At 36.2% G+C, this 22,448-nt stretch carries 18 protein-coding genes; 3 read left to right on the forward strand and 15 right to left on the reverse strand.

Annotation, left to right across the window (positions count from 1 at the left end; translation table 11 throughout):
• Window position 1 precedes the first annotated feature (1 nt).
• Both WC622_RS00170 and WC622_RS00175 read right to left on the reverse strand, forming a co-directional pair.
• Window positions 2–1,165, reverse strand: a complete 1,164-nt coding sequence (locus tag WC622_RS00170) for an exo-beta-N-acetylmuramidase NamZ domain-containing protein (RefSeq protein ID WP_372816103.1) — start codon at window positions 1,163–1,165, stop codon at window positions 2–4.
• A gap of 9 nt (window positions 1,166–1,174) precedes the next feature.
• The gene (locus WC622_RS00175) at window positions 1,175–2,602 is read right to left on the reverse strand and encodes an L-serine ammonia-lyase (protein WP_372816105.1); all 1,428 of its coding nucleotides are present in this window, start codon (window positions 2,600–2,602) and stop codon (window positions 1,175–1,177) included.
• 67 nt (window positions 2,603–2,669) lie between these two features.
• Between WC622_RS00175 and WC622_RS00180 the strand changes: the two genes are divergently transcribed.
• Together WC622_RS00180 and WC622_RS00185 are read left to right on the forward strand one after the other, a co-directional pair.
• Window positions 2,670–4,070, forward strand: coding sequence for an alpha-L-fucosidase (locus WC622_RS00180; RefSeq protein WP_372816107.1), 1,401 nt, complete (start codon window positions 2,670–2,672; stop codon window positions 4,068–4,070).
• A gap of 54 nt (window positions 4,071–4,124) precedes the next feature.
• A complete protein-coding gene (locus WC622_RS00185) occupies window positions 4,125–4,616 on the forward strand; it encodes an RDD family protein (RefSeq protein WP_372816109.1) in 492 nt (163 codons plus the stop codon).
• 14 nt (window positions 4,617–4,630) lie between these two features.
• Here WC622_RS00185 and WC622_RS00190 read toward each other — a convergent pair whose 3' ends face one another.
• Complete coding sequence (locus WC622_RS00190) at window positions 4,631–5,038, reverse strand: helix-turn-helix domain-containing protein (RefSeq protein ID WP_372816111.1); 408 nt, start codon at window positions 5,036–5,038, stop codon at window positions 4,631–4,633.
• A gap of 121 nt (window positions 5,039–5,159) precedes the next feature.
• On the opposite strand from WC622_RS00190, the gene WC622_RS00195 reads away from it, so the two are divergent.
• Window positions 5,160–5,414, forward strand: a complete 255-nt coding sequence (locus tag WC622_RS00195; protein ID WP_372816113.1) for a hypothetical protein — start codon at window positions 5,160–5,162, stop codon at window positions 5,412–5,414.
• Here WC622_RS00195 and WC622_RS00200 read toward each other — a convergent pair.
• From WC622_RS00200 to WC622_RS00255, 12 genes are all read right to left on the reverse strand, one after another.
• Window positions 5,411–6,067, reverse strand: a complete 657-nt coding sequence (locus tag WC622_RS00200) for an MgtC/SapB family protein (RefSeq protein WP_372816115.1) — start codon at window positions 6,065–6,067, stop codon at window positions 5,411–5,413. The two genes, WC622_RS00195 and WC622_RS00200, sit on opposite strands and share 4 nt — an antisense overlap.
• Window positions 6,068–6,131: 64 nt before the next feature.
• A complete protein-coding gene (locus WC622_RS00205; RefSeq protein ID WP_372816117.1) occupies window positions 6,132–7,160 on the reverse strand; it encodes a PorP/SprF family type IX secretion system membrane protein in 1,029 nt (342 codons plus the stop codon).
• Complete coding sequence (locus WC622_RS00210) at window positions 7,157–13,078, reverse strand: PKD domain-containing protein (RefSeq protein WP_372816119.1); 5,922 nt, start codon at window positions 13,076–13,078, stop codon at window positions 7,157–7,159. The genes WC622_RS00205 and WC622_RS00210 overlap by 4 nt, the downstream gene beginning before the upstream one ends.
• Before the next feature lie 124 nt (window positions 13,079–13,202).
• A complete protein-coding gene (groL, locus tag WC622_RS00215; RefSeq protein ID WP_372816121.1) occupies window positions 13,203–14,843 on the reverse strand; it encodes a chaperonin GroEL in 1,641 nt (546 codons plus the stop codon).
• 122 nt (window positions 14,844–14,965) lie between these two features.
• A complete protein-coding gene (groES, locus tag WC622_RS00220) occupies window positions 14,966–15,259 on the reverse strand; it encodes a co-chaperone GroES (RefSeq protein ID WP_048907794.1) in 294 nt (97 codons plus the stop codon).
• Between the two features lie 282 nt (window positions 15,260–15,541).
• Window positions 15,542–16,027 (reverse strand): hypothetical protein, encoded by a 486-nt coding sequence (locus tag WC622_RS00225; protein ID WP_372816123.1) that lies wholly within the window; start codon window positions 16,025–16,027, stop codon window positions 15,542–15,544.
• 5 nt (window positions 16,028–16,032) lie between these two features.
• Complete coding sequence (locus tag WC622_RS00230) at window positions 16,033–17,181, reverse strand: DUF6973 domain-containing protein (RefSeq protein WP_372816125.1); 1,149 nt, start codon at window positions 17,179–17,181, stop codon at window positions 16,033–16,035.
• A 153-nt stretch (window positions 17,182–17,334) separates the two neighbouring features.
• A complete protein-coding gene (gene secG / locus WC622_RS00235; protein WP_372816127.1) occupies window positions 17,335–17,700 on the reverse strand; it encodes a preprotein translocase subunit SecG in 366 nt (121 codons plus the stop codon).
• Between the two features lie 14 nt (window positions 17,701–17,714).
• Window positions 17,715–18,908, reverse strand: a complete 1,194-nt coding sequence (locus WC622_RS00240) for a hypothetical protein (RefSeq protein WP_372816129.1) — start codon at window positions 18,906–18,908, stop codon at window positions 17,715–17,717.
• 33 nt (window positions 18,909–18,941) lie between these two features.
• On the reverse strand, window positions 18,942–19,451 hold the full coding sequence (locus WC622_RS00245; RefSeq protein WP_372816131.1) for an LptE family protein: 510 nt from the start codon (window positions 19,449–19,451) through the stop codon (window positions 18,942–18,944).
• Window positions 19,452–19,542: 91 nt separating this feature from the next.
• Window positions 19,543–20,772: a sigma-54 interaction domain-containing protein gene (locus tag WC622_RS00250; RefSeq protein WP_372816133.1), complete on the reverse strand. Its 1,230-nt coding sequence runs from the start codon at window positions 20,770–20,772 to the stop codon at window positions 19,543–19,545.
• Window positions 20,773–20,865: 93 nt separating this feature from the next.
• Window positions 20,866–22,410 (reverse strand): MiaB/RimO family radical SAM methylthiotransferase, encoded by a 1,545-nt coding sequence (locus tag WC622_RS00255; RefSeq protein ID WP_372816356.1) that lies wholly within the window; start codon window positions 22,408–22,410, stop codon window positions 20,866–20,868.
• Window positions 22,411–22,448: the final 38 nt, after the last annotated feature.

Genomic DNA, 22,448 nt, shown 5'->3' on the forward strand with positions numbered 1-22,448 from the left:
TTTATTCGTAAAGTAAGTAAGGCTTAATTTTTTCTCGAAATTCATATACAGTACACAAATTATTTATAGTACTTTCAAAAGTTGATAAGTGTAGCTCAAATAAATCTTCACTATTTGCAATGCCCAAAAGTTTATCAAGGTGTTTGGTTCCATCAGGATTAACATTAGTTAAGTAGGGTTGCCATTTAAAATGTAAAGGATAGCTATCTTTAATGAGCTTAATTAGTAATAGACCGGTTTTAACAGCATTAAATTCACTATAATTTTTTGGAGAAATATAGAGTCCATTACAGGTTTCACCAGCATATTTTGCTTCTTTAGGAATGGTGCTAATGGCTTCTATCTGTAAAATTGTTTGTAGCTTTTTTTGTATATGGCAGGTATGTATTAACCAGGGTGCAGCAACCATTTGAAATGACAGATTTGTTCCTCTTCCTTCGGTTAGATTTGTAGCTTCGAGCATTCCTAGTCCGGGATATAAAATTGCGGCATTAAAGCTGTTAATGGCTGGAGATGTAGGTGTAAAATTTATCCCCCAGTTGGGGAAAAAGTCACTTCTGCTTAATTGCTCACACTTAACAACTGTAACTGCAGCATTAATATTTTTTATATCATTAAAGTACAACGCTAATTCACCCAAAGTACAACTGTGGCGTAAAGGGATGTTCCACCGGCCAATAAATGATGAACAATTTAGTTCATCTAACATTGGGCCTTCAATTTTAGCTAAATCTAAGCTAATAGGATTGGGTCTGTCTAAAATGACAAGTGGCTTATTGTATTCTTTGCAAGCTTCAACTAAGTAGGTTAAAGTCCACAAATAAGTATAAAATCTGGCGCCAATATCTGGAATATCAAATAGAACAAGGTCTACATCTTCAAGATCAGTAGCATTTGGTTTTAATTTTTCGCTGTATAAACTGATAATAGGTAATTTAGTTGAATCATCAAAACCATTGGGCATTTTCTCTCCATCGGCACCTCTAGTGGTAAAACCATGCTCCGGAGAGAATAGTTTAACAATATTAAAACCCGCATTTATCAAAGCTAAATGCGATGAAATACCATTTTCAGTTGTAGCAGCATTATTGGTAACAAGTGCAATTTTTTGTTTCCGCCAATTGGGACGTTGAGCAAGTAAAACGCTTATTCCGAATTTAATCATTGCTTTTGGTTAACATTCTGGCAAACTCAATGGAATATTCGTTGCTAAACCGCCATCAGAAGTTTCTTTGTACTTAGAATTCATATCTAAGGCAGTTTCCCACATGGTATTCACTACCGCATCTAAACTTACTTTTGCCTTATCAGGATTACTTTGTAACGCCAACTGACTTGCAGTTATCGCCTTGATGGCACCCATTGTATTACGTTCTATACACGGAATTTGCACTAAACCACCAATCGGATCGCAGGTTAAACCTAAATGATGTTCCATTGCTATTTCAGCAGCCATTAAAACTTGTCGTTGCGAACCACCCAAGCATTCTGTTAATGCAGCAGCAGCCATAGCAGATGATACTCCAATTTCTGCCTGACAACCGCCCATAGCTGCAGAGATTGTTGCTCCCTTTTTAAAAATACTTCCAATCTCAGATGCACAAGCAATAAAATGAATTATTTTCTCCTCATCATATCCATCGCAAAAAGCAATAAAATATTGTAAAACAGCAGGTATAACGCCAGCTGCACCATTTGTTGGCGCTGTAACCACTCTGCCAAAAGCAGCATTTTCTTCGTTAACAGCTAAAGCAAAACAACTTACCCAGTCTAAAATATAGTTAAAACCATTGCCGCCATTTCTAATTGCCGCTAGCCAACTATCGTAATCTGTGTAGGTTTGCCCGTTAATTAATCGTTTATTTAAGGCCGAAGCTCTACGAGCAACATTTAATCCGCCAGGTAAAAAACCACCAGTGTGACAACCGCGATAAATACATTCCTTAATGACTTGGAAGTGTTGTAAAATACCTTTTTTGGTTTCAGATTCTGGTCGCCAAGCTGCTTCGTTTTCTAGTACCACTTCGCTTACTTTTAAACCTGTAGACAAACACCAATGCAAAAGTTCACTTGCTTTTTCTACTGGAAAAGGAAGATCAACCTGTTCTTTTTCGCTACCGTTTTCTCCATCCTTAACTACAAAACCCCCACCAATAGAATAGTATGTTTCAGAAAGAGCTTTGCCTGTATTTAGGAATGCCTGGAAAGTAACTGCATTGGGATGGAAGGGTAGACTTTCTGTAAATAGGAAGATCAAGTCATCGGTATAAGAGAAATCGATGTTTTTTTCTCCTCCTAAAAGTAACTGCTGACTAGTTTTAATTTCTTCAACAGTGCTATCAATTGCGTTTACATCAAAAGTTACAGGGTCACCACCAGCTAAACCCAATAAAATAGCGATATCAGTTCCGTGCCCTTTGCCTGTTTTGGCCAAAGATCCATATAAAAGTATTTTTACTTGCTCAACATCGTTCAATAAACCTTGTTTTTTTAAGGAAGTTGTAAATTGTTGAGCAGCTCGCCAAGGACCTAACGTGTGTGAACTAGAGGGGCCAATACCTATTTTAAATATGTCGAAAACTGAAATTTGTTCGTTTTGCATTGCTAACAAAGCTATGTACTTTTACTGATATTTGTGTATTTTGTGGTACGAAGTTTAAAATCATTTTATGAAAAAAATAGCAACTGTAATTTATTTCCTTTTCATTAGTTTTTTAACTTTTGCTCAAACTTACCAAACCCCAACAGATACAAAAGTTGCCGCTAAATTATTCCAATGGGGAGATAAGAAATTCGGGCTCTTTATGCATTGGGGAATTTATAGTATTCCTGGAATTGTAGAATCGTGGAGTATTAATTCTGAAGATGCATCTTGGATACCTCGCGATAGTACCCGTAATTACGAAGAATATAAAAAGTGGTATTTCGATCTCAATAAACAATTTAATCCTATAAAATTTGATCCAACTATTTGGGCTAACTATGCTAAGAAAGCTGGAATGCAGTATGTAGTTTTTACTACTAAACACCACGATGGCTTTGCTATGTTCGATACTAAACAAAGTGAATATAAAGTAACTAATACGGCTGTTCCTTTTTCTTCTAATCCAAAAGCAAATATTGTTAAAGAAGTTTTCTCTGCTTTTAGGAATGAAGGATTTATGATTGGCGCCTATTTTTCTAAACCAGATTGGCATAGTGAATATTATTGGTGGCCGCGTTATGCTACTCCAGATCGTAACAACAATTATGATATTCGTTTACATCCTCAGCGTTGGCAAAACTTTAAACAGTATACGTACAATCAAATTGAAGAGTTGATGAGCGATTATGGTACAGTAGATATTTTATGGTTGGATGGAGGCTGGGTTAGACCAAAAGCAACAGTTAATGAAGAGGTTTTGTCTTGGGGCGCACCTATTCCAGCTTGGGACCAGGATATTGATATGCCAAAAATCGCTAAGATGGCGAGAGCTAAACAACCGGGTTTAATTATGGTAGATAGAACGGTACATGGCGAATATGAAAACTACCAAACACCTGAGCAAAAAATTCCTGAAAAACCATTAAACTACCCTTGGGAAACGTGTATGACCATGGGCGACGCTTGGGGTTATGTGCCAAATGATAACTATAAAAGCACCAATACACTTGTACATTTATTAGTAGATATTGTTGCCAAAGGCGGAAACTTTTTATTAGATGTTGGCCCGAAACCTGATGGAACTTTTCCAGATATTGTGTTGCAACGCTTAACTGAGATTGGGCAATGGATGGATATTAATAAGGAAGCTATTTATGCAACGGAACCAATTGCACCTTATAAAACGGCGAATGTTTGCTTTACTAAAAGTAAAAATGGAAGTATTTATGCACTCTATTTGGTTGATGAAAAGAGTGTAGTTCCTGCAAAAATTACGATTAAATCCCCACCAAAAATGCCAAAGAAAATTTCTTTATTGGGTGTTAAAAGTGCAGTAAAATGGAAACAGAATGGCAATGATTTGGAGATTGTTTTGCCGAAGGATGCAAAGGGTTTGAGGAATGCTTTGGTTTTTAAATTTAATTAACATGAAATAATCAGTAGCTTAAAGGCGATATTTTAACTTAGTAACGAATCTCAAATGGAATTTCAAAGTAGTAATATTAATCTAGAATATTGTAGAGCAAATTCTGGGAAGCGATTGGCAAACTATCTTATTGATGGGACTGTTTATTACATCATTATTGTTTTTATAGGTTTTATTATAGAGATGTTAATTCCGGATAGTGTTTCTGAGATGAATATCAATAAGCTAGAAGAGAGATTGATTGGGATGGTTCTTTATGGTTTGGTTATGTTTTTAATTGAAGCTGCTTTTCAAGGGAAATCGTTAGGTAAATTAATTACTGGAACCAAAGCAGTTAAGAAAGATGGTAGTACGTTAAATATGAAAGATGCATTTATTAGAAACTTTATTAGAGCAATACCTTTTAATGCACTGAGTGCTTTGGGTACACCCTGCAGACCATGGCATGATACTTTATCAAATACGATAGTTGTAGATGAAAAAGTGTTAAATCTTCAACTAAGGAAAGAAGAGTTTTTTGATAACCTAAAAAATCAAAAGCCATAATTGAAGCTGGGTTATTATTTATCCTTAGCATTAATTAGTTTGTTCATTACCTCTATGGTTTTGGCTTGTGCTGCAATTGTTCCTTCTTGTAGGGTAATGATTTGATGTAACCTTTCTATTTCGGTAATTTGATTGTATTCGGTTGGATTTTTTACAGCATCGTCTTTAATAATTGAGGAAGCTCCATCTTCTGGATTGCTATATCCTTTTGTAGCCCTGCCTTCTCCTGTTATAATCCAATTGGGATTTAGCTCTTCGCATTTTGTGAATATTAAATCATAGTTAATGGTGTTTCTCGTGTACCAATTGGCGAGCGTGTTTGTTCCAAGCCCTAAAAATCTAGCTAATTGCGCATCAGATTTGAATTTATAATAAAATTTTATTCTACTTAAAATCAGTGATTTATCTATTTTATCTTTCATTTTGTGAATTTACAACTCTTTTGTTGTTGTATTGCTCGTTTATTGTGAGTACACTTGTATTATTGTTATAAATGTAGCAGAAAAAATCAAATTGATAAATAGAATTTAAACAAACTAGGATATGGATGAGAAAATTAAACCACGATTAAATGCGTCGATAGACACTGAAATCTCTGAAAATATCTTAAACGAGTTTAAAGTTTTTATTAAAACAGTACCTGCAAATAGGTTAAATAGAAATTTGAGGAAGATGCTATCTGATTATCTTTTTTACAATATGGATGCTTTGCCCATTGATTTTAAAGATTTGCTAAAGGATTTGTATTGGCTGCATGAGTTGCTTGATGAAATTGAGGGTAGTAATGTGGTTTCTTAAAAATCGAATGCAATGATTTTATCGTCTATTAGCATTTTATCTACAAATTTTTTATGGCTCTTAGGGCTGCCTACTGCTATCCATGTACCACTAATAATGCCATTTGCTAGTTCTTGTTTGCCTCTGTGGAGTTTAAGTTTTGAGGTTCTAATGTATTCTTCGTAAGCATCTAGGCTTTCGTTTTCATATCTTTTAACTATACGATATGTCCTTTTTGTAAAGCGTCTTTCTACAAAATTTTCTACGTAAGGAAAAATGAGTAAGGCGAGTAATACGACTAAGGTTACACCTATTGCTTGTTCGTGATAACCAGATCCCACGGCCATGCCTATTGCTGCAACAATCCAAATTACACAGGCAGTTGTTAATCCTTTTACCTGATTATCTTCTTTGAATATTACGCCTGCACCTAAAAAACCAATCCCAGTTACAATGTTAGATGCTATACGATCTTGGCTGTTTAGGCCTATTTTAATTGATAAAATGGTAAATAAGGTAGAACCTAAACCAATCATAATCATGGTTTTTAGCCCTGCCTGTTTGCTTCTGAACTCACGTTCTACGCCAATTAGTCCACAAAGTAATGTTGCTAATAAAAATTTATTGACTTCACTTTGTGTTAGGAAATGACTGCTATCAAAAAAGCTTTGCATATAGACTGGGTTTCGAAATTAATATTTAAATAACGTTGATTAGGAATGTAAAGTTTTGCGAACGTTAGTAAAAGTTAGAACAACGTAAGCCATTGTATTTTTTTGTACGCGTACTATTTGGCCAATATTTCTCGTAGCCAATACTTGCCTCTGTTGTGCCGCTTGTGTTGGTGTAATTTAATTTAGAGGTGGTTGCATCGTGACTTAAACCTACCCTTACTTTTTCGCTATCACTACGTTTTATAAAGACATCTATAATTAAAGAAAATACTAGTGCATCTGAACCACCTTCTTGATTGGTGCGGTACCAAACGCCAGTGTTGAAGCCTTTATATTTAAATTGAGCGCCTGCACTTATGGAGCTTACATTGCCTTGTTTGTAGTATACAACTGATGGGATTAGAAAAGCACCTTCATCTTCGGTATAATCGTAATTATAACTTAGCGGCATTTTAAAGCTGGCATTTATAGTCATACGCATGGGTAGTTTGGCTTGTGTACCACTAAAGGATTCGTCGGGTTTATTAATATGATATACTGCTGCTCCTAACATCGCATTGCGATAGACAAAGTTTACTCCAGCTGCTGGATCGAAGAAAAAGCGGTTAGAAACATCTGGTAATTGTGCGGATGATATACTGCCAGGGATGTAGCCTAATCTTCTATCAATCTGATCTCCAAAAACTAATTTACTCCAATCAATTGAACGGTTGGTAAAGCCAGCTTGTATACCAAAGGATGCTAGGAAATCATCACCACCCACACTATATGAATAGGTTGCAGCAATATTGTTTTTAGTTAAATAGGCTGTGCCTTCGCTGCTTCTGTTAAAGGATAAGCCAACACCGCCAGCTAATTTTGGAACGGCTACATCTACAGAAGCATTGATGTAAGATAAATCTCCGCCAAGTGAACTCCATTGATTTCTGTAAATCATATTTAATCTAAAATCTCCATCAAACTGACCTGTTAACGATGGGTTTAGATAAATGGGTGCGTTAAAAAACTGAGAAAATAGATGATCTTGAGCCTTAGTTTTTAATACACTACAGCTTGTTATAAGTAAAATCCCTATGGCAATCCTTTTCATCATCTTATTAAATATATTGAGCCAGTTCGTTTTGGTGGCGAGCTATCGTATGTCATTCCTTTCCACTCTGTGCCGTTTATAAATTCTATATCTATTTTCCAGAAATAAATTCCTTGTGGCTGCGGTGTGTTTTTGTAGGTTCCATCCCAACCTTCTACTGGTTTACCATCATTTAACTGCGTAGTTTCCCATAGCACTTGTCCCCATTTATTAAATACCGACATGTGCCATGATTTAATGCCAGAACCTATTGCTGTGAACTTTTGCAATTGTGTACTTGTACCTCCTGGGATAAATGAATTTGGTACATACATATATCCTGGTACACCAATAATTTGCACCTGTTTCTGAATGCTATCTACACACCCATATTCATTGTATGTTCTCATGGTTACTATGTATTTTCCAGTGTCTGCGTAGGTATGCGTTGGGTCTCTTTGTAAGGAAGCGTCTCCATCACCAAAAGTCCATTTATAGGTTTTAGGCGAATTTGTACTTTCATCTGTAAACTTAAATGTATAGGTTGGAATGCTAATTACTGGAGCAGGTGATATTGAGAAATCTGCACGAGGTGGTCCAACAATTCTGATATAATCTGTAAGCGTTGCTGTGTTTGGACAACCTAAGTTATTATAGGTAGTTAGCCTTACAGTATATGAACCAGCTGGGCCACTGTATATATGACTTGGTTCCACATCTCGAGAAGTTGCTCCATCACCAAATTCCCAAAGGTAACTTACGCCATCTGTACTAGTATTTGTGAATTTAACATTTAGTCCAGCACATCCCACCAGTGTATCTCCATGAAATTCTGCTTTTGGCTGTGGAAGCACTGTAATCGTTTCTGTAGTGCTAGCGTTAGAACAACCATTAGTAGCATCGAGCCTAACGGTATAAGTTCCAGGTTGTGTAAAGATATGGGTAACGGTTTCTGGCGCTGATAGTGTCGTTGCAGTTGCTCCATCACCAAAGGTGTAGGTAAAGGAATTTGCTCCAGAAGTATTGTTAAAGAAATGGACTGTTAAAGGAGCGCAACCACGTAATTCGTTACTATTTACCACTAACTCAGGTGTAATTGTATTTGGAGAAACCTGTATCGAATACTGAGATTGATTGGTGCCACAATCGTTTTCGGCAGTCATAGTTACGATATAAGTTCTAATGGTATTGCCTGTAGTATAGGTGTGTGAAACAGAGTTTTTATTTGTGGTGGTAAAGGTTGGGCTACCATCGCCAAAATCATACGTGTAGGTATTTGTGCCACCGGGCGAGGTGTTGCTAAAGTTTACTGTAAATGGAGAGCAGCCTACAGTTTTATCTGGAGAAAAGACTGAAATTGGATTTGCTTTTATAAACACAGTTGAAGTTGCCGTACTAGAACCGCAAGGTGTTGTAGCGGTTAATGTAACGGTGTAAGTAATATCTTTTCCTGTTGGGTCTGTTAAAAATGTTATTGGTGGTGGGCTTGCTAAGTTAGATGTTGTACCATTGCCAAAATCCCATAAAAATGTTACCCCTGTTAACGAAGTTGAAGTATTGGTAAAAGTAACATCTAATGGTCCGCAACCTTCTGTAGCCGTTTGTGTGTAAGAAGCTGCGATGGTTTGGCGAGTACTAAAGGTATGACTCATTTCGTCTTGTAAACAACCTAGGCTACTTGTAACTACTAATTTTATAACTACATCTGTGTTATCTGTATTGATGGTATATCCTGGAAAATTAATGCCTGTACCGATTTGTGTTCCGTTTGCAAACCAGGTATAGGTTGCATTTCTAGTTGGGTATTGTACGGCTTTAATGTTATTTCCATCTAGTTGGAAAGGAACGCAGCCTATATCATTTGTATAGGTAAATTCTGCTTTAGCATTAAGGTTAACCGTAATTTTCACCACATTGCTTATGCTTTGCTGACTTCCTGTGCAAGCACCACTACTTACTAAACGGCGGTATAGTGTGGTTTGTGTAATTGCTGGTGGAGCATAATTACGAGCATTAGCAGATGCTATTAAACTCCATGTTGCTCCATTGTCTATACTTTGTTCCCATTGGTAGGTATAATTTGTACCATCTCCACCGGTTGGTTGTGAACCTGTAAGTTGATTCGGGGTTGTTGTTATACAAATGGTTTGATCTGTAGCAATTGTATTTGTTGCAATTGGAGGTAGAACTGTTACGGCGATTGGAGCACTTGTTGATGAGCATGTACCGCTATTTACGATACGACGATACGATAAACTTGTGGAAACAGTTAGGGTAAGATCGCGATTAGTTTGGCCATTGATGGGATTCCAAGTTGTTCCTCCATCAGAGCTACTTTGCCAAGTGTAGGTGTAAACATTATTTCCACCAGTTGGTGTACTGCCAACTAACGTTATGGTTTGCCCAGTACAAACAGTAGTTGGTGTTGTAGTAATGCTGTTATTTTGTAGGGCTGGTAAATTAGTAATAACAATATCGTCACTCGTTGCAGGGCATGGAGCTAAACCAGAAACAGTCCAACGGAAAATGTAGGTTTGTCCGCCAACTAAACCACTAACAGATGTATTAAATTGGTTTGCCGTAAATGTTACTCCAGTCTGCCCAGAGATTAAAGTCCATAATCCGGTATTTGGAGCAGGATCATTTCCCGCAAGAATAGTAGTAGATTCATTACAAAGATTTTGATCTTGACCAGCATTTGCTGCCACTGCTCCCTGATTTACAGTTATTGTGGAAATGCTAGAGTTAGCAGGTGCGCAAACACCACTTTGTACCACTGCTCTATATTGTGTGGTGGTAGTTAAGTTGGTATAGGTTAATGTTGTGGTGGTATTTGTTATGGGTAACCAAGTAGTGCCGCCATCTGTAGAACTTTCCCATCGTATCACATTTCCAATATGACCGCTTAACGTAATTGTGCCTGTATTGTTTCCTGCGCAAACAGGTGCATCTCCAGCAGTTGTGCCACCAACAGATACAGGATTTACAGTTATGGAAACATCATCAGTTTTTGGTGTGCAACTTGCTGCTCCAGTAATTGTCCACCTAAAAGTATAGACATTGCTAGGTTGCAACCCACGAACAGTTGTATTGTATACAGTTTCGTCATCAAAAGTAACACCACTAATCCCAGAAATCTCTGTCCATTTACCAGTTCCAACAACTGGCTGATTTCCTTTTAGGGTATAATTTGTAGTATTACAAATACTTTCATCTGGCCCTGCATTTGGTTGCGTAGGTTGTGGTTCAACTGTTATTGTAATTGGTACTGGCGTTCCAGGACACCCATTAGCAGAAATAGGAGTAATGGTAAAGGTTACTGTGCCTGCTGAAGTACCAGAGTTTAACAAAACATCATTAATTGTTAACGTTGCCGTAGGTGCTGGTTGGTTAGTATTTCCAGTTACACCTCCCGTTGCAACACTTGTCCATGTATATTTTGTAGTAGGACCTAAATTAGAAGTTAAAGTAATTCCAGTGCTTTGCCCACTACAAATAGTTGTATTTGCGGCGGTTGGTGTAACGATTGGATTTGGAGTTACAGTAACTGTAAATGTAAAAGGGTTGCCCGTACATCCGTTTGCGGAAGGGGTAATGGTGTAAACAACTACAGCATTAGCAGTTGGATTTGTATTAATAATATCATCACTAATGATGCCGGTGCCAGAAGCACTAAAACTCGTCGCATTTCCATCTGCATTTGTTGCAGTCCAAATAAAAGTGCTCCCTGTTACGCTAGATGTTGGTGTATATGTAGCAGTTCCGCCAGTACAAATAGTTTGTGTAGCATTTGTACCTGTATTATTAGGTAATATATTTAATGTAATATTATCCGTAACTGTAGCACAAGTTCCTGTTAAACCAGTAATTACTCTCAATGTAATTATAGCAGAACCAGCATTTCGTTCCGCTGTAGTTGGAGTGTACGTTGTAATTAAATTTGTTGGATCAGAGAAGCCTACACTTGTTCCGGCGCTATTTACCCATTGAATGGAATTGTATGTTCCTGTTACATTTCCTGTTAAATTTGCAATTTCATTATAGCAAATAGGATTTTTTGTTAAAGTGATATCAGGAACTGGAGATTGCGTAAAAGTTATTACTTGCGTATCGCTTGTGGTACCACATACATTAGTAACGGTTGATGTTATTGTATATACATCAAAATTATTAAATCTAATGGTTGGATATTTAGATGTTGCTGGAGTTAAAAATGTATAAGTACCTCCATTGTTACTTGTGACAGTCCATGAATAAACATCGTCTAAAACAGTTTCATTACCGCTATATACTGTTCTTGTTGGTCCTGCAGCTGTAGAAAAATTGAACGTTGTTGGATTGCAAAGTGTAGTTGAAGGAGATAAATCAACAGTTCTAAGATTGTTTACTGTTACCGTTCGCGTAAAGGCAGTTGTTGTACCACAATTTGGCGTGGTTATAATTAAACTAATAGTATATATGCCAGGTTGAGAAAAATTAAATGCTGGTGGTGTTGGAGAGTTTGAAGAAAAAGAAGTAGGGATTACTCCAGTTGTTGGTGACACAGACCAAACATAGGTTATATTATTATTGCATGAAATATCAACAACAGAAGTGTTGGTAGGTGTAATATTAAATGGAGCACAGCCTGTAGTAGAAGGAAGTGTAAAAGAAGGTATGGGTGGGTTTTGGATGCAAACAAAAAAATCTACTGGAGGTCCTTGACAATTTGTTTCGCTAGTTGATTCAAGCGTAATCCTATAGTTTCCAGGGGTATTAAATACTCGAGAATAAGCAGTAGAATAAGGTACGTCAGCCAGTACTATTTGCCCATTGACATACCAGTTAAACCGTACATTGTTGTCTGTGCAATTAGGGCTATTACTTGATGGATTTTGTCCTAAGATAGACGTATTTGTAAAAGTAACATTTGAATTTGTACAACCATTTAACGGACCATTTATTCGATTTTCTGTAATGGTTACTACTTTAGCAATAGTTGAAACTGGAGTTCCCACAGTACCACAAAAAACATTAGATGCTTGTATGTTTACACTAAAAGCATTATTAATTTGCCCACATGAAGATTGAGTATAACTATGACTTACAGTGCCACCTTGTAAATCGCAAAAGGTATATGTATTGGATGGGCTTCCATCTCCCCAGTTGATAGTATAAATATTGCCTGGAAAATTATTTTGAATTCCAGTCGGAGAGCTTACATCTATAAAATATTGTAACGCTCCGCCTGGTAAACATACAATAGGCTGATTACTAGTGGTAAAAGATGTGTTGACATTGTTGTTTATAATAAAATAGGTTCTAGTAGAAACTGTGCCATCTGGCATCACAGCCTTTACAAAAGCAGTATAATGTGCTAATTGAGGGGTAAATTGTTTAATGGATGTATCAAATGGGATTATTGTCGGGGCACCTCCATTAAGTTTGTTCTCAATAGTTACCGTTACATTACTAGTTGGAGTTGATTGATTGGTAAGATTAATAGTGTTATTAGTTGTTCTACCAGAGCAAAATCCAAAAGCTTCGGGTGAAAGCGCTGCCCCCGAAGATAATGCAGCACTACTTGCTACTCCAGCTTTAATTTCGAATGTAGAGGATTCTAATGATACAATTGCTGGAGGAATAGTAGACTTAATCCTAAGCTTATATCCTGTGCCTGGTACAGTGCCATTTGGTATTGTGCCATTTACAAAAGCGCTGTAAAAACCATTGTATGTGCCAATTAGTACCTCACTTCCAAAATTGCCCGAAGCATCTGATAAATAAAGTTGAAAAACATTCCCTGGCCTCACACAAGTTGCCGGATCAAGAGTAAAAGTAGCAGAAATTGTTGATCCCGGCACATAAGGACCAGGGTCTACTGTAGCTATATTTAACTGTGCAAACGTAGGAAACGTAAGCGCACAAAAAAAGCTTAAGAACAGTATACGGGCTAATTTCACAATAAAACAAATAGGTATCGTAAATATATAGAATTAACTATAATTTTTGGACACAAAAAAATCCCTCAAAACTTATAGCTCTGAGGGATTTAAATTATAATAAATCGTTTTGTGAATAGGGGAATTACATCATTCCACCCATACCGCCACCACCCATTGGTGGATGACCGCCAGCTGCACCAGCTTCTTCTGGTTCATCAGCTAAAACAACTTCTGTTGTTAATAACATTGCCGCAATAGATGCTGCGTTTTCTAACGCTACACGTCCAACTTTAGTAGGATCGATTACACCAGCGCCAATTAAGTTTTCGTAAACATCAGTACGAGCATTGTAACCGAAATCGGCTTTGCCTTCTTTTACTTTTTGTACTACGATAGAACCTTCAATACCTGCGTTTTCGCAAATTTGACGTAATGGTTCTTCAATAGCACGACGAATGATTTGGATACCTGTGTTTTCATCATCGTTAACACCTTTTAAGCCAGCTAATGCTTCTACCGCACGAATGAATGCTACACCACCACCAGCAACGATACCTTCTTCTACAGCTGCACGAGTTGCATGTAAAGCATCATCAACACGGTCTTTTTTCTCTTTCATTTCTACTTCACTAGCAGCACCAACATAAAGTACAGCAACACCACCAGAAAGTTTAGCTAAACGCTCTTGTAATTTTTCTTTATCGTAATCTGAAGTAGTAGTTTCTACTTGCGCTTTGATTTGACCAACACGAGCTTTAATATCTTCAGATTTACCAGCCCCGTTAATTACAGTTGTATTGTCTTTATCAACAACAACTTTTTCTGCAGAACCTAAATAAGTTAAATCAGCATTTTCTAGTTTATAACCTCTTTCTTCAGAAATTACGATACCGCCAGTTAAAATTGCAATATCTTCTAACATTGCTTTTCTTCTATCACCAAAACCTGGAGCTTTAACAGCAACTACTTTCAGAGAACCACGAATTTTATTTACTACCAATGTAGCTAAAGCTTCGCCATCTAAATCTTCAGCAATAATTACTAAAGGTTTACCAGTTTGAACAGTTTTTTCTAAAACAGGCAACAATTCTTTCATGTTGCTGATTTTTTTGTCGTAGATTAAAATGTAAGGGCTTTCTAATTCCGCTTCCATTTTATCCGCGTTAGTTACAAAGTATGGAGATAAATAACCTCTATCAAATTGCATACCTTCTACTGTTTTTACTTCAGTTTCAGTACCTTTTGCTTCTTCAACAGTAATTACACCATCTTTACCTACTTTTTTCATTGCCTCAGCAATTAAAGCACCAATAACTTCGTCGTTATTTGCAGAGATAGATGCAACTTGTTTAATTTTATTGTTATCATCGCCTACAGCTTGAGATTGTTTTTTCAAGTTCTCAACTACAGCAGTAACCGCTTTATCAATACCACGTTTTAAATCCATTGGATTTGCACCAGCAGCTACGTTTTTAATACCTGCAGTTACAATTGCTTGCGCTAAAACAGTAGCAGTTGTAGTTCCATCACCCGCAATATCTGCAGTTTTAGAAGCTACTTCTTTCACCATTTGAGCACCCATGTTTTCGATTGGGTCTTTTAATTCGATTTCTTTAGCAACAGTTACACCATCTTTAGTAATTGCTGGTGAACCAAATTTCTTATCGATAATTACATTACGACCTTTAGGGCCTAAAGTTACTTTTACTGCATTCGCTAAAATGTCAACACCTCTTTTCAGAGCGTCTCTTGCTTCAACGTTATATTTTACTTGCTTTGCCATTTTAATTATTGTTTTAATGTTTTGATGTTGGAAAGTTGAAATGTTGACTTTCTAACGTTTAATCTAAATCCAGAACTTTACAACTTCCGATAGCGATCGGGAACGATGCAATGTTTAAACTCTTATAGTGTTCCTAAAATATCAGAATCTCTCATGATTAAATACTCGGTACCTTCGATAGTAACTTCTGTACCACCATATTTACTGTACAAAACTTGATCACCAACTTTAACACTTAAAGGGATTAAATTTCCAGTTTGATCAGCATATTTGCCTGGTCCAACAGCAACAACAATACCTTGCTGAGGTTTTTCTTTAGCAGTATCAGGGATATAGATACCAGAAGCTGTTTTTTCTTCTGCAGCAGCAGCTTCAACAACTACTCTGTCTGCATTAGGTTTAAAGTTTAAAGCCATAAATACTTTTATTTTTTAGTTTTCTGTAATTGAATTAATTCGTAAATGTAATACGATGAAATGGAATAAACAGTTTTTATGCCAAGACTGTTTTACTTGTCAAATTTACATTTGATGGCAGTTAATAAATTTTGAGGTATAATTTCAGGTGTCAGACTGGCAGAAAAACAAAAGACTCTTTAGCGAAAGCTTAAGAGTCTTTTGTTTTTCTGCTCGGAATCGAAGAATTTGATTTTTCGGATTTAAACTCTAATTAATAGTTGATTAGAATAGTATTGTCTATCAAGGAATATCCAATAGTGAAAAAGTATTATTGTTCTTTTTAATATAAAATTGTTCACACCCAATTTTCCTTGATATTTTTGTGATTGGCTCATCCAGCTTTTTAATATTGTTAAAATCTATTGGTACTCGTGGTACATAACTGTATTTTATAACAGTATTGTTCTCAATAAACAACAAAACACATTTTCCTTCATCTAAAGTTAATTCAGGCAACATTTCTTCAATTGCTTTAGAATTAACTAAGCCTTGCTTTCTGACAACTTTAGCATTGCTGTAAGGTGGTAATATTAAAATGCTATCCCAGTTAAATGTAATTTCATCGCAAAGATTAAGTTTAATTGGCTGAGATGATTTACCCGCCAACATAATTTTCGCTTTTAAGATTGTATTAAAATCATATTCTTTGATCTTATGTTTTGTAGTGCAACTAAGGTGGAATGTACATAATAACAACACCCCCCAAAAAAACCTTTTAGTTTCCATACCTTTTATTGATTTGTTGGTTTTAATTGACCATTATTTATATAGACCAAGTTACCATTAGTAACCAAATTATAAACAGTATTACTATAAATAGACCAATAAGCTGCTTCAGCAGGCAAATTACTATATGCATTCCTACCGACATTATTATTAAAAAGATCCATCTGCTTTGCTAATGCAGATTGATCAGGCTTTTCTTCATGTGCATTACCTAATCTAGTTGCTAATGTTAGACCTAGTTCTTTAACATTAAGTAAACTGAAATAAGCATGTCTAAATGCGTCAGCCTTTGTATCTGTTTGATCCATATCAGGAAATCTAGTAAAAGCCAAATCTAACGCTGTTTTAGCATTAATTAAATAAGAAAGCTGATTAACTCTATTCATATTATTATAGATAGCTAATTCAGTAGTAGACATATGAGTTTTGTAATCTATTTCAAATTCCCTAATTTCATCAGTATCTGCTGCTGTAGTAGTATCCCCACCACTTCCGCCCCCACCATATGTTATTCCTCCTGAGCATGTGCTATAAAGATAAACTTCAGAGACAACCTCACCAGTATTTCCATTCCATGTTGTCCAGTACCAATCTGTACATTGGTTTTCTATTGGTACAGTTGGTGCTCCTTGTAATGTCATTACTTTTCCCTTAGGGGTTATAGTGATGGAAGCTGCTTTATGTAGCACATTTGCTTTAATTACTCCATCATGTATCTTTTTAACTTCAGCGGCATCTATATTGCCGTTAAAGTAGTTTTGATCTTTGTTAAAGACAATAAGTTGTTCGTATGCTTCGGTTGTTTTTGTAATTATTAATAAGTAGCTGCCTTTAGCTAGGGTACCAGTAGCAAGTTTAACATTAACTGGTATACCAATCATTTCGCTACCATCGTCTTGTCTATAAAATTTGGCATTGTTCCATATTATTTCGGGAATAACAATTTGTGCACTACTGGCAGTGCCAAGTGTACTCTTACTGTTTGCCATAGTTTCTTGGTACCAGTTTTTTGCATTGATAATGCGTTGTGCATCGGTTAGGCTTTTATCAGTGCCATCCTTTTTACAAGAATTAATGATTGTCAAAATCGTTAAAGAAAATAAAATTAATCTAAAATTAACTTTATTAAGCGAAAGTTTAAATAGTTTTTTCATAGTTAATATTCTGATTTACAGAACACTAATGATACGTAAAATCTCAATCGGAACAATAAATTCCGTCTAGTCTTTTAGGGGGGTAGTGATAAAAAGTACATAAAAAAACTCCTTAGCGATTAACTAAGGAGTTTACTATTTCGGTTAAGAAAATTATTTTTTAGTGCTATCTCCAGTTTTAGGAGTTGCAGCTGGTGTAGTAGTTGAAGGTGCAGGTGCGCCGCCACCTAATATAGTTGGAGTTGCTGCTTTGTTAATTTGCTCATCTATTTTAGAACCAGTTCCAGTAGAACCGTTACCAGATTTACCTACAGTTGTAATAGCTAATGACACAACTACAATTAAAGTTAATAATACCCAAGTTCCTTTTTCTAAAACATCGCCTGTGCGTTGTACGCCAAACATGTTACTGCCAGATCCGCCAGTAGCTAAACCACCACCTTTTGGGTTTTGTATTAAAACGAAAAAGCCTATTGCGATGCAAAAAATAATTAATAAAATGATTAATAAGGTTACCATACTATGTTATGTTGTTAAATTTTCTTTTCTAAAGACTGAATAAGGTCGGCAAAGTAACGGCTTTTTTCTGGAAACTTCAAACTTAATTTTTCATAAGTGTCTATCGCCTTGTGATAAAGCATTTGCTCAATATAAATAGCGGCCAAAGTTTCAGAAACTAAATCGTAATTATCTTCAGCGCTTTTCTTCGCTTTATTTTCATTATTGATTTGCTCTGGTTTTGGTGCTCTAATTTGTGGTTCGTTTTTAATAAATGAATCAATAATTTCTATCCCTTTATGTGCGACTTGTCGGTTTTGTGAACCTTTGTTTGTTTCTTCCGCTACGTTAAACGGAGTTTGAATATGGAAAATATGCTCTACATATTGTTGTTGTAATTCACCAGAAGCAGTGGGAGTTGGATTATCGTTCTTTTTAGGCGTAACATAAGGTTGAAATATTTGCTCATGTTCTTTACGTGTTTTTGCCAACCACCATAAAAAAGTATATGGAAGCTTATCATCATCATATTTACTCACCGTTTGCGCTTCTGCTTCTTGATTATATTCTTCAGGTAGTGTAAACGCTATAGGCTCTGCTTTTTGATTTTCTACAGCTTGCTCTGTGCTAAAACTTTTTTCAAATGCGAAGAAATCTGTGGCAACAATACTTTCAATTGCTAATTCATCAGGTACTGTTTCTTCAATAGGTTCTTCGTTTTCAATTTCCTTTTCTGGGGAAGGAGCGACAAATGCCGAAGAATCTACCTCGACAATTTCATCAAAAACTTCTTGATCATCAGTTTTGTTTTCTGCTGTAGGAGTTGACTTGATCTCGGCAATTTCTTCAAAAGTTTCCTGCTCATCAGTTAAATTATCTTCAAATGGTGCAGGTTCTATAAACTCAATATCTTCTGCAGGTTCAATCTGCTCGGTGTCAAAATCTTCATCTGCCTTGATAGCTGGAGATGAAAAAATAGTGGCTAATGTTTCAGGTTGATAAATTACGCGATGCACTAAACCACCACCATTGTATAATGCTGCAGTAGCTACACTATTGGTATGATTAGATTCGTTTACGGTGGCTTTTGCAAGCAATAAATGTAATGGCTGGTAATATGGATATTTTTTAACAAACGCAGTCAACATACCAGCATGATCTTCCATTACCATTGCTGGTTTTGCAAGTAAATCTGCTAGTCGCTCTTTCGTGTTTAAATCGATCTCCATGCCGCTAAGTTAATAATTGAAAGTTCAATTTCTTTACCATTGTGCAAAAGCACGATTAAAAATATTGTCTGTCAGTTTTGCATTTACTTTTTTAATGAGTGCCTGCTCTTGTGATTGTAAGGATTGACCAGCTAAAGAAAAATCTTCAAAAGCAGTAAAACTCTCCTCAAAACTTTTGCTTAAAGTACCTTCTGTTTTAGTATTGTTAGTGTATTTTACCGCAACAGTGATGGTTAAACGATTTGCTCCAGCAATTGGCCGAGCATTATCTTGTATAGCGATAGGTTTAATATCGTAACCAGTAATTCTGCCTTCAAAAGTAGCATCTGCTTCATTTTGTGTAATGCTCAACTTACTTTGCGTACGAATTCTTTCTTTTAAATCCTCTGTAAACGTTTGACTTAAATTTGGAACGACTAATGGTGCATTGTTTTCGAAAAATTCAACTCTAACTGTTTTTAATCCTTCAGTAGAAGCTCCGCTAAATTTATAACCACAACCGCTGAGAGCGATAACTACTAAAATAAATAGTGCTTTTTTCATCTATATATAATTTGTTTTTAATGCATGATGAAGCTATCATATTTTTTTCATGCCACAGTGTGCTTTTAAAAAATTATGATGGTTTCATAGGTTATAGATTTAATTCTTTGATTTTACGGTACAGTGTACGTTCAGAAATTCCTAATTCTTGTGCAGCAAATTTGCGCTTACCTTTGTGTTTTTTGAGTGCTTTTTTAATTAAATCAGACTCTTTATCAATTAAGGATAATGATTCTTCTACTTCTTCCGCATCATGCGCATAATTGTATTCTGTTGGTACATTTTGTGTCGGATGTTTAATCGTCAGCGTAGCATCGTTATGACTTGGTAAATCTACTTCTTGATATAATTGATTGATATATTGAGGATTATCTGCCATAATATGCGAAGTATTGCCGCCATTTTGAATAATCTCCGCAACCAATTTCTTCAATTCCATCATGTCCTTTTTCATGTCAAAAAGAACTTTGTACAAAATATCTCTTTCCGAAAAATCTTCTTTACTACTTCCATTTATGGTCATTGGCAAGTTATTAGCCTGCTCATTGGGAATATAGTTCAACAAAGCTTGTGCACTTACATTTCTATCTTTCTCTAAAACGCAAATCTGCTCTGCAATATTTTTTAATTGGCGAACATTTCCAGGCCAACTGTAGTTGCTTAATATTTGAATAGCTTCGGGTTCTAATTGAATACCTGGGCTTCTGTACTTGTCACTAAAATCTGCTGCAAACTTGCGGAAAAGTAAATAGATATCTTCTTTACGCTCATGCAAAGCAGGAATACGTAATGGAACGGTATTTAAACGATAATATAAATCTTCACGGAATTTGCCCGATTTTACACGATTGTAAACATCCACATTCGTGGCTGCAATAATACGCACATCTGTTTTTTGAACTTTAGACGAACCCACACGCAAATACTCACCACTTTCTAAAATACGCAATAAACGAGCTTGAGTTCCTAATGGTAATTCGGCAACTTCATCTAAAAATATAGTGCCACCATTGGCAACTTCAAAATAACCTTTACGAGCTTCATGAGCACCTGTAAACGAACCTTTTTCGTGTCCAAACAACTCTGAATCGATAGTTCCTTCTGGAATAGCACCACAGTTAACTGCAATAAAAGCACCGTGCTTACGCGTACTCATTTGGTGGATAATGTGAGAGAAAACTTCTTTACCACTACCACTTTCACCCGTAATTAATACCGACATATCAGTTGGTGCAACTTGTCTGGCTGTATCTATAGCACGGTTTAACAGTGGTGAACCACCAATTATTCCGAACCTATTTTTAATATCTTGTATATCCATTTTATCGTGTTATGGGTTATGTGTTGTGTGTTGCAGGTTTAGGCGTACAACTTTATGCACCCAAGCTCATAACCCGCAACAGGTAACTTGCAACTAATTTTTTATCCTGCCAAGTAAAGTAGCTGATGTGCAACGTTCTATATAAACATTTGCATAATCACCAGGCTTAACAGAATCTGTAACTGGGAAAACCACCATTGCATTTTCGTCATTACGACCTCTATATTCTTTATCTGATTTTTTAGAAAAACCTTCGATTAAAACTTTAACCGTTTTACCTACAAAATCTTCTAAACACGCTAATGAATCTTCTTGTTGTTTTTTAAATATCTCTGCCAAACGACGAGCTTTCACCTCTTCAGGAACGTCATCCTCATATTTACGAGCGGCTAAAGTTCCAGGTCGTTCTGAATAAGAGAACGTGTACGCGAAATTGTATCTCGCATAATCCATAATGCTCAATGTATCTTGGTGTTCTTCTTCCGTTTCTGTGCAGAAACCTGCGATAATATCTGCCGAGATGGCGCATCCAGGAATAATACGACGAATAGCATCAATTCTATTCATGTACCATTCGCGAGTATAGGTACGGTTCATTAATGCCAAAATTCTCGAATTTCCTGACTGAACTGGCAAGTGAATGTAATTGCAAATGTTATCGTATTTAGCGATGGTGTATAAAACTTCATCGGTAATATCTTTTGGATGAGATGTAGAAAAACGCACCCTTAATTCTGGACTAATTTCTGCAACTAAAGCTAATAATTGCGCAAAATTCATTGATCCTTCTTCGGTTAGTTCATTTTCGTTTCTACGTGTTGCAGGTAAATCAGTTTTATTCGTTAAAGCCTCTAATAATGCATCGCCAGTTAAGGTGTTCATTTCATCCGTTAAATCATCAATGGCAATTTTTTCAGCTTTAGGCTTATTCCAATGGTATGAATCTACGTTTTGGCCTAATAAAGTAACTTCGCGATAGCCGTTTTCAAATAATTCTCTTGCTTCTTTGATGATAGAAAAAGGATCTCTACTCCGCTCACGGCCTCGAGTAAATGGCACAACGCAGAACGAACACATGTTATCGCAACCACGCATAATGGTAACAAAAGCAGTAATTCCGTTGCTGTTTAAACGAACTGGACTTACATCTGCATAAGTCTCCTCACGAGATAAAATTACGTTTACAGCTTTGTGCCCATCTTCCACCTGACTAATTAAGCCTGGCAAATCTCGGTACGCATCTGGACCAACTACAACGTCAACTAACTTTTCTTCTTCTAAAAATTTAGCCTTTAAACGTTCAGCCATACAGCCTAAAACACCTACAATTAATTTCGGATTTCTTCTTTTTTCTACACCAAATTGCGATAAACGATTACGCACACGATGTTCTGCATTTTCGCGAATAGAGCAGGTGTTTATAAAAATTACATCGGCTTGGTGATAATCTCCAGTCGTTTCAAAACCATTATCAGCTAAAATAGAAGCCACAATTTCGCTATCTGCAAAATTCATTTGGCAACCATAACTTTCAATGTACAGTTTTCTTCCATCACCTTTTTTTGGAGCGCCTAGTACTAAAGCCTCTCCTTGGCGTTCTTCATCATGTTTCTTATCCGTAAGCTGTAAATCAATCATCAAATATTCAAATTTTATGGGTTTCAAAAATACTAAAT

Origin of the sequence: Pedobacter sp., from assembly GCF_041662865.1 — a bacterium.
GTDB lineage: Bacteria > Bacteroidota > Bacteroidia > Sphingobacteriales > Sphingobacteriaceae > Pedobacter.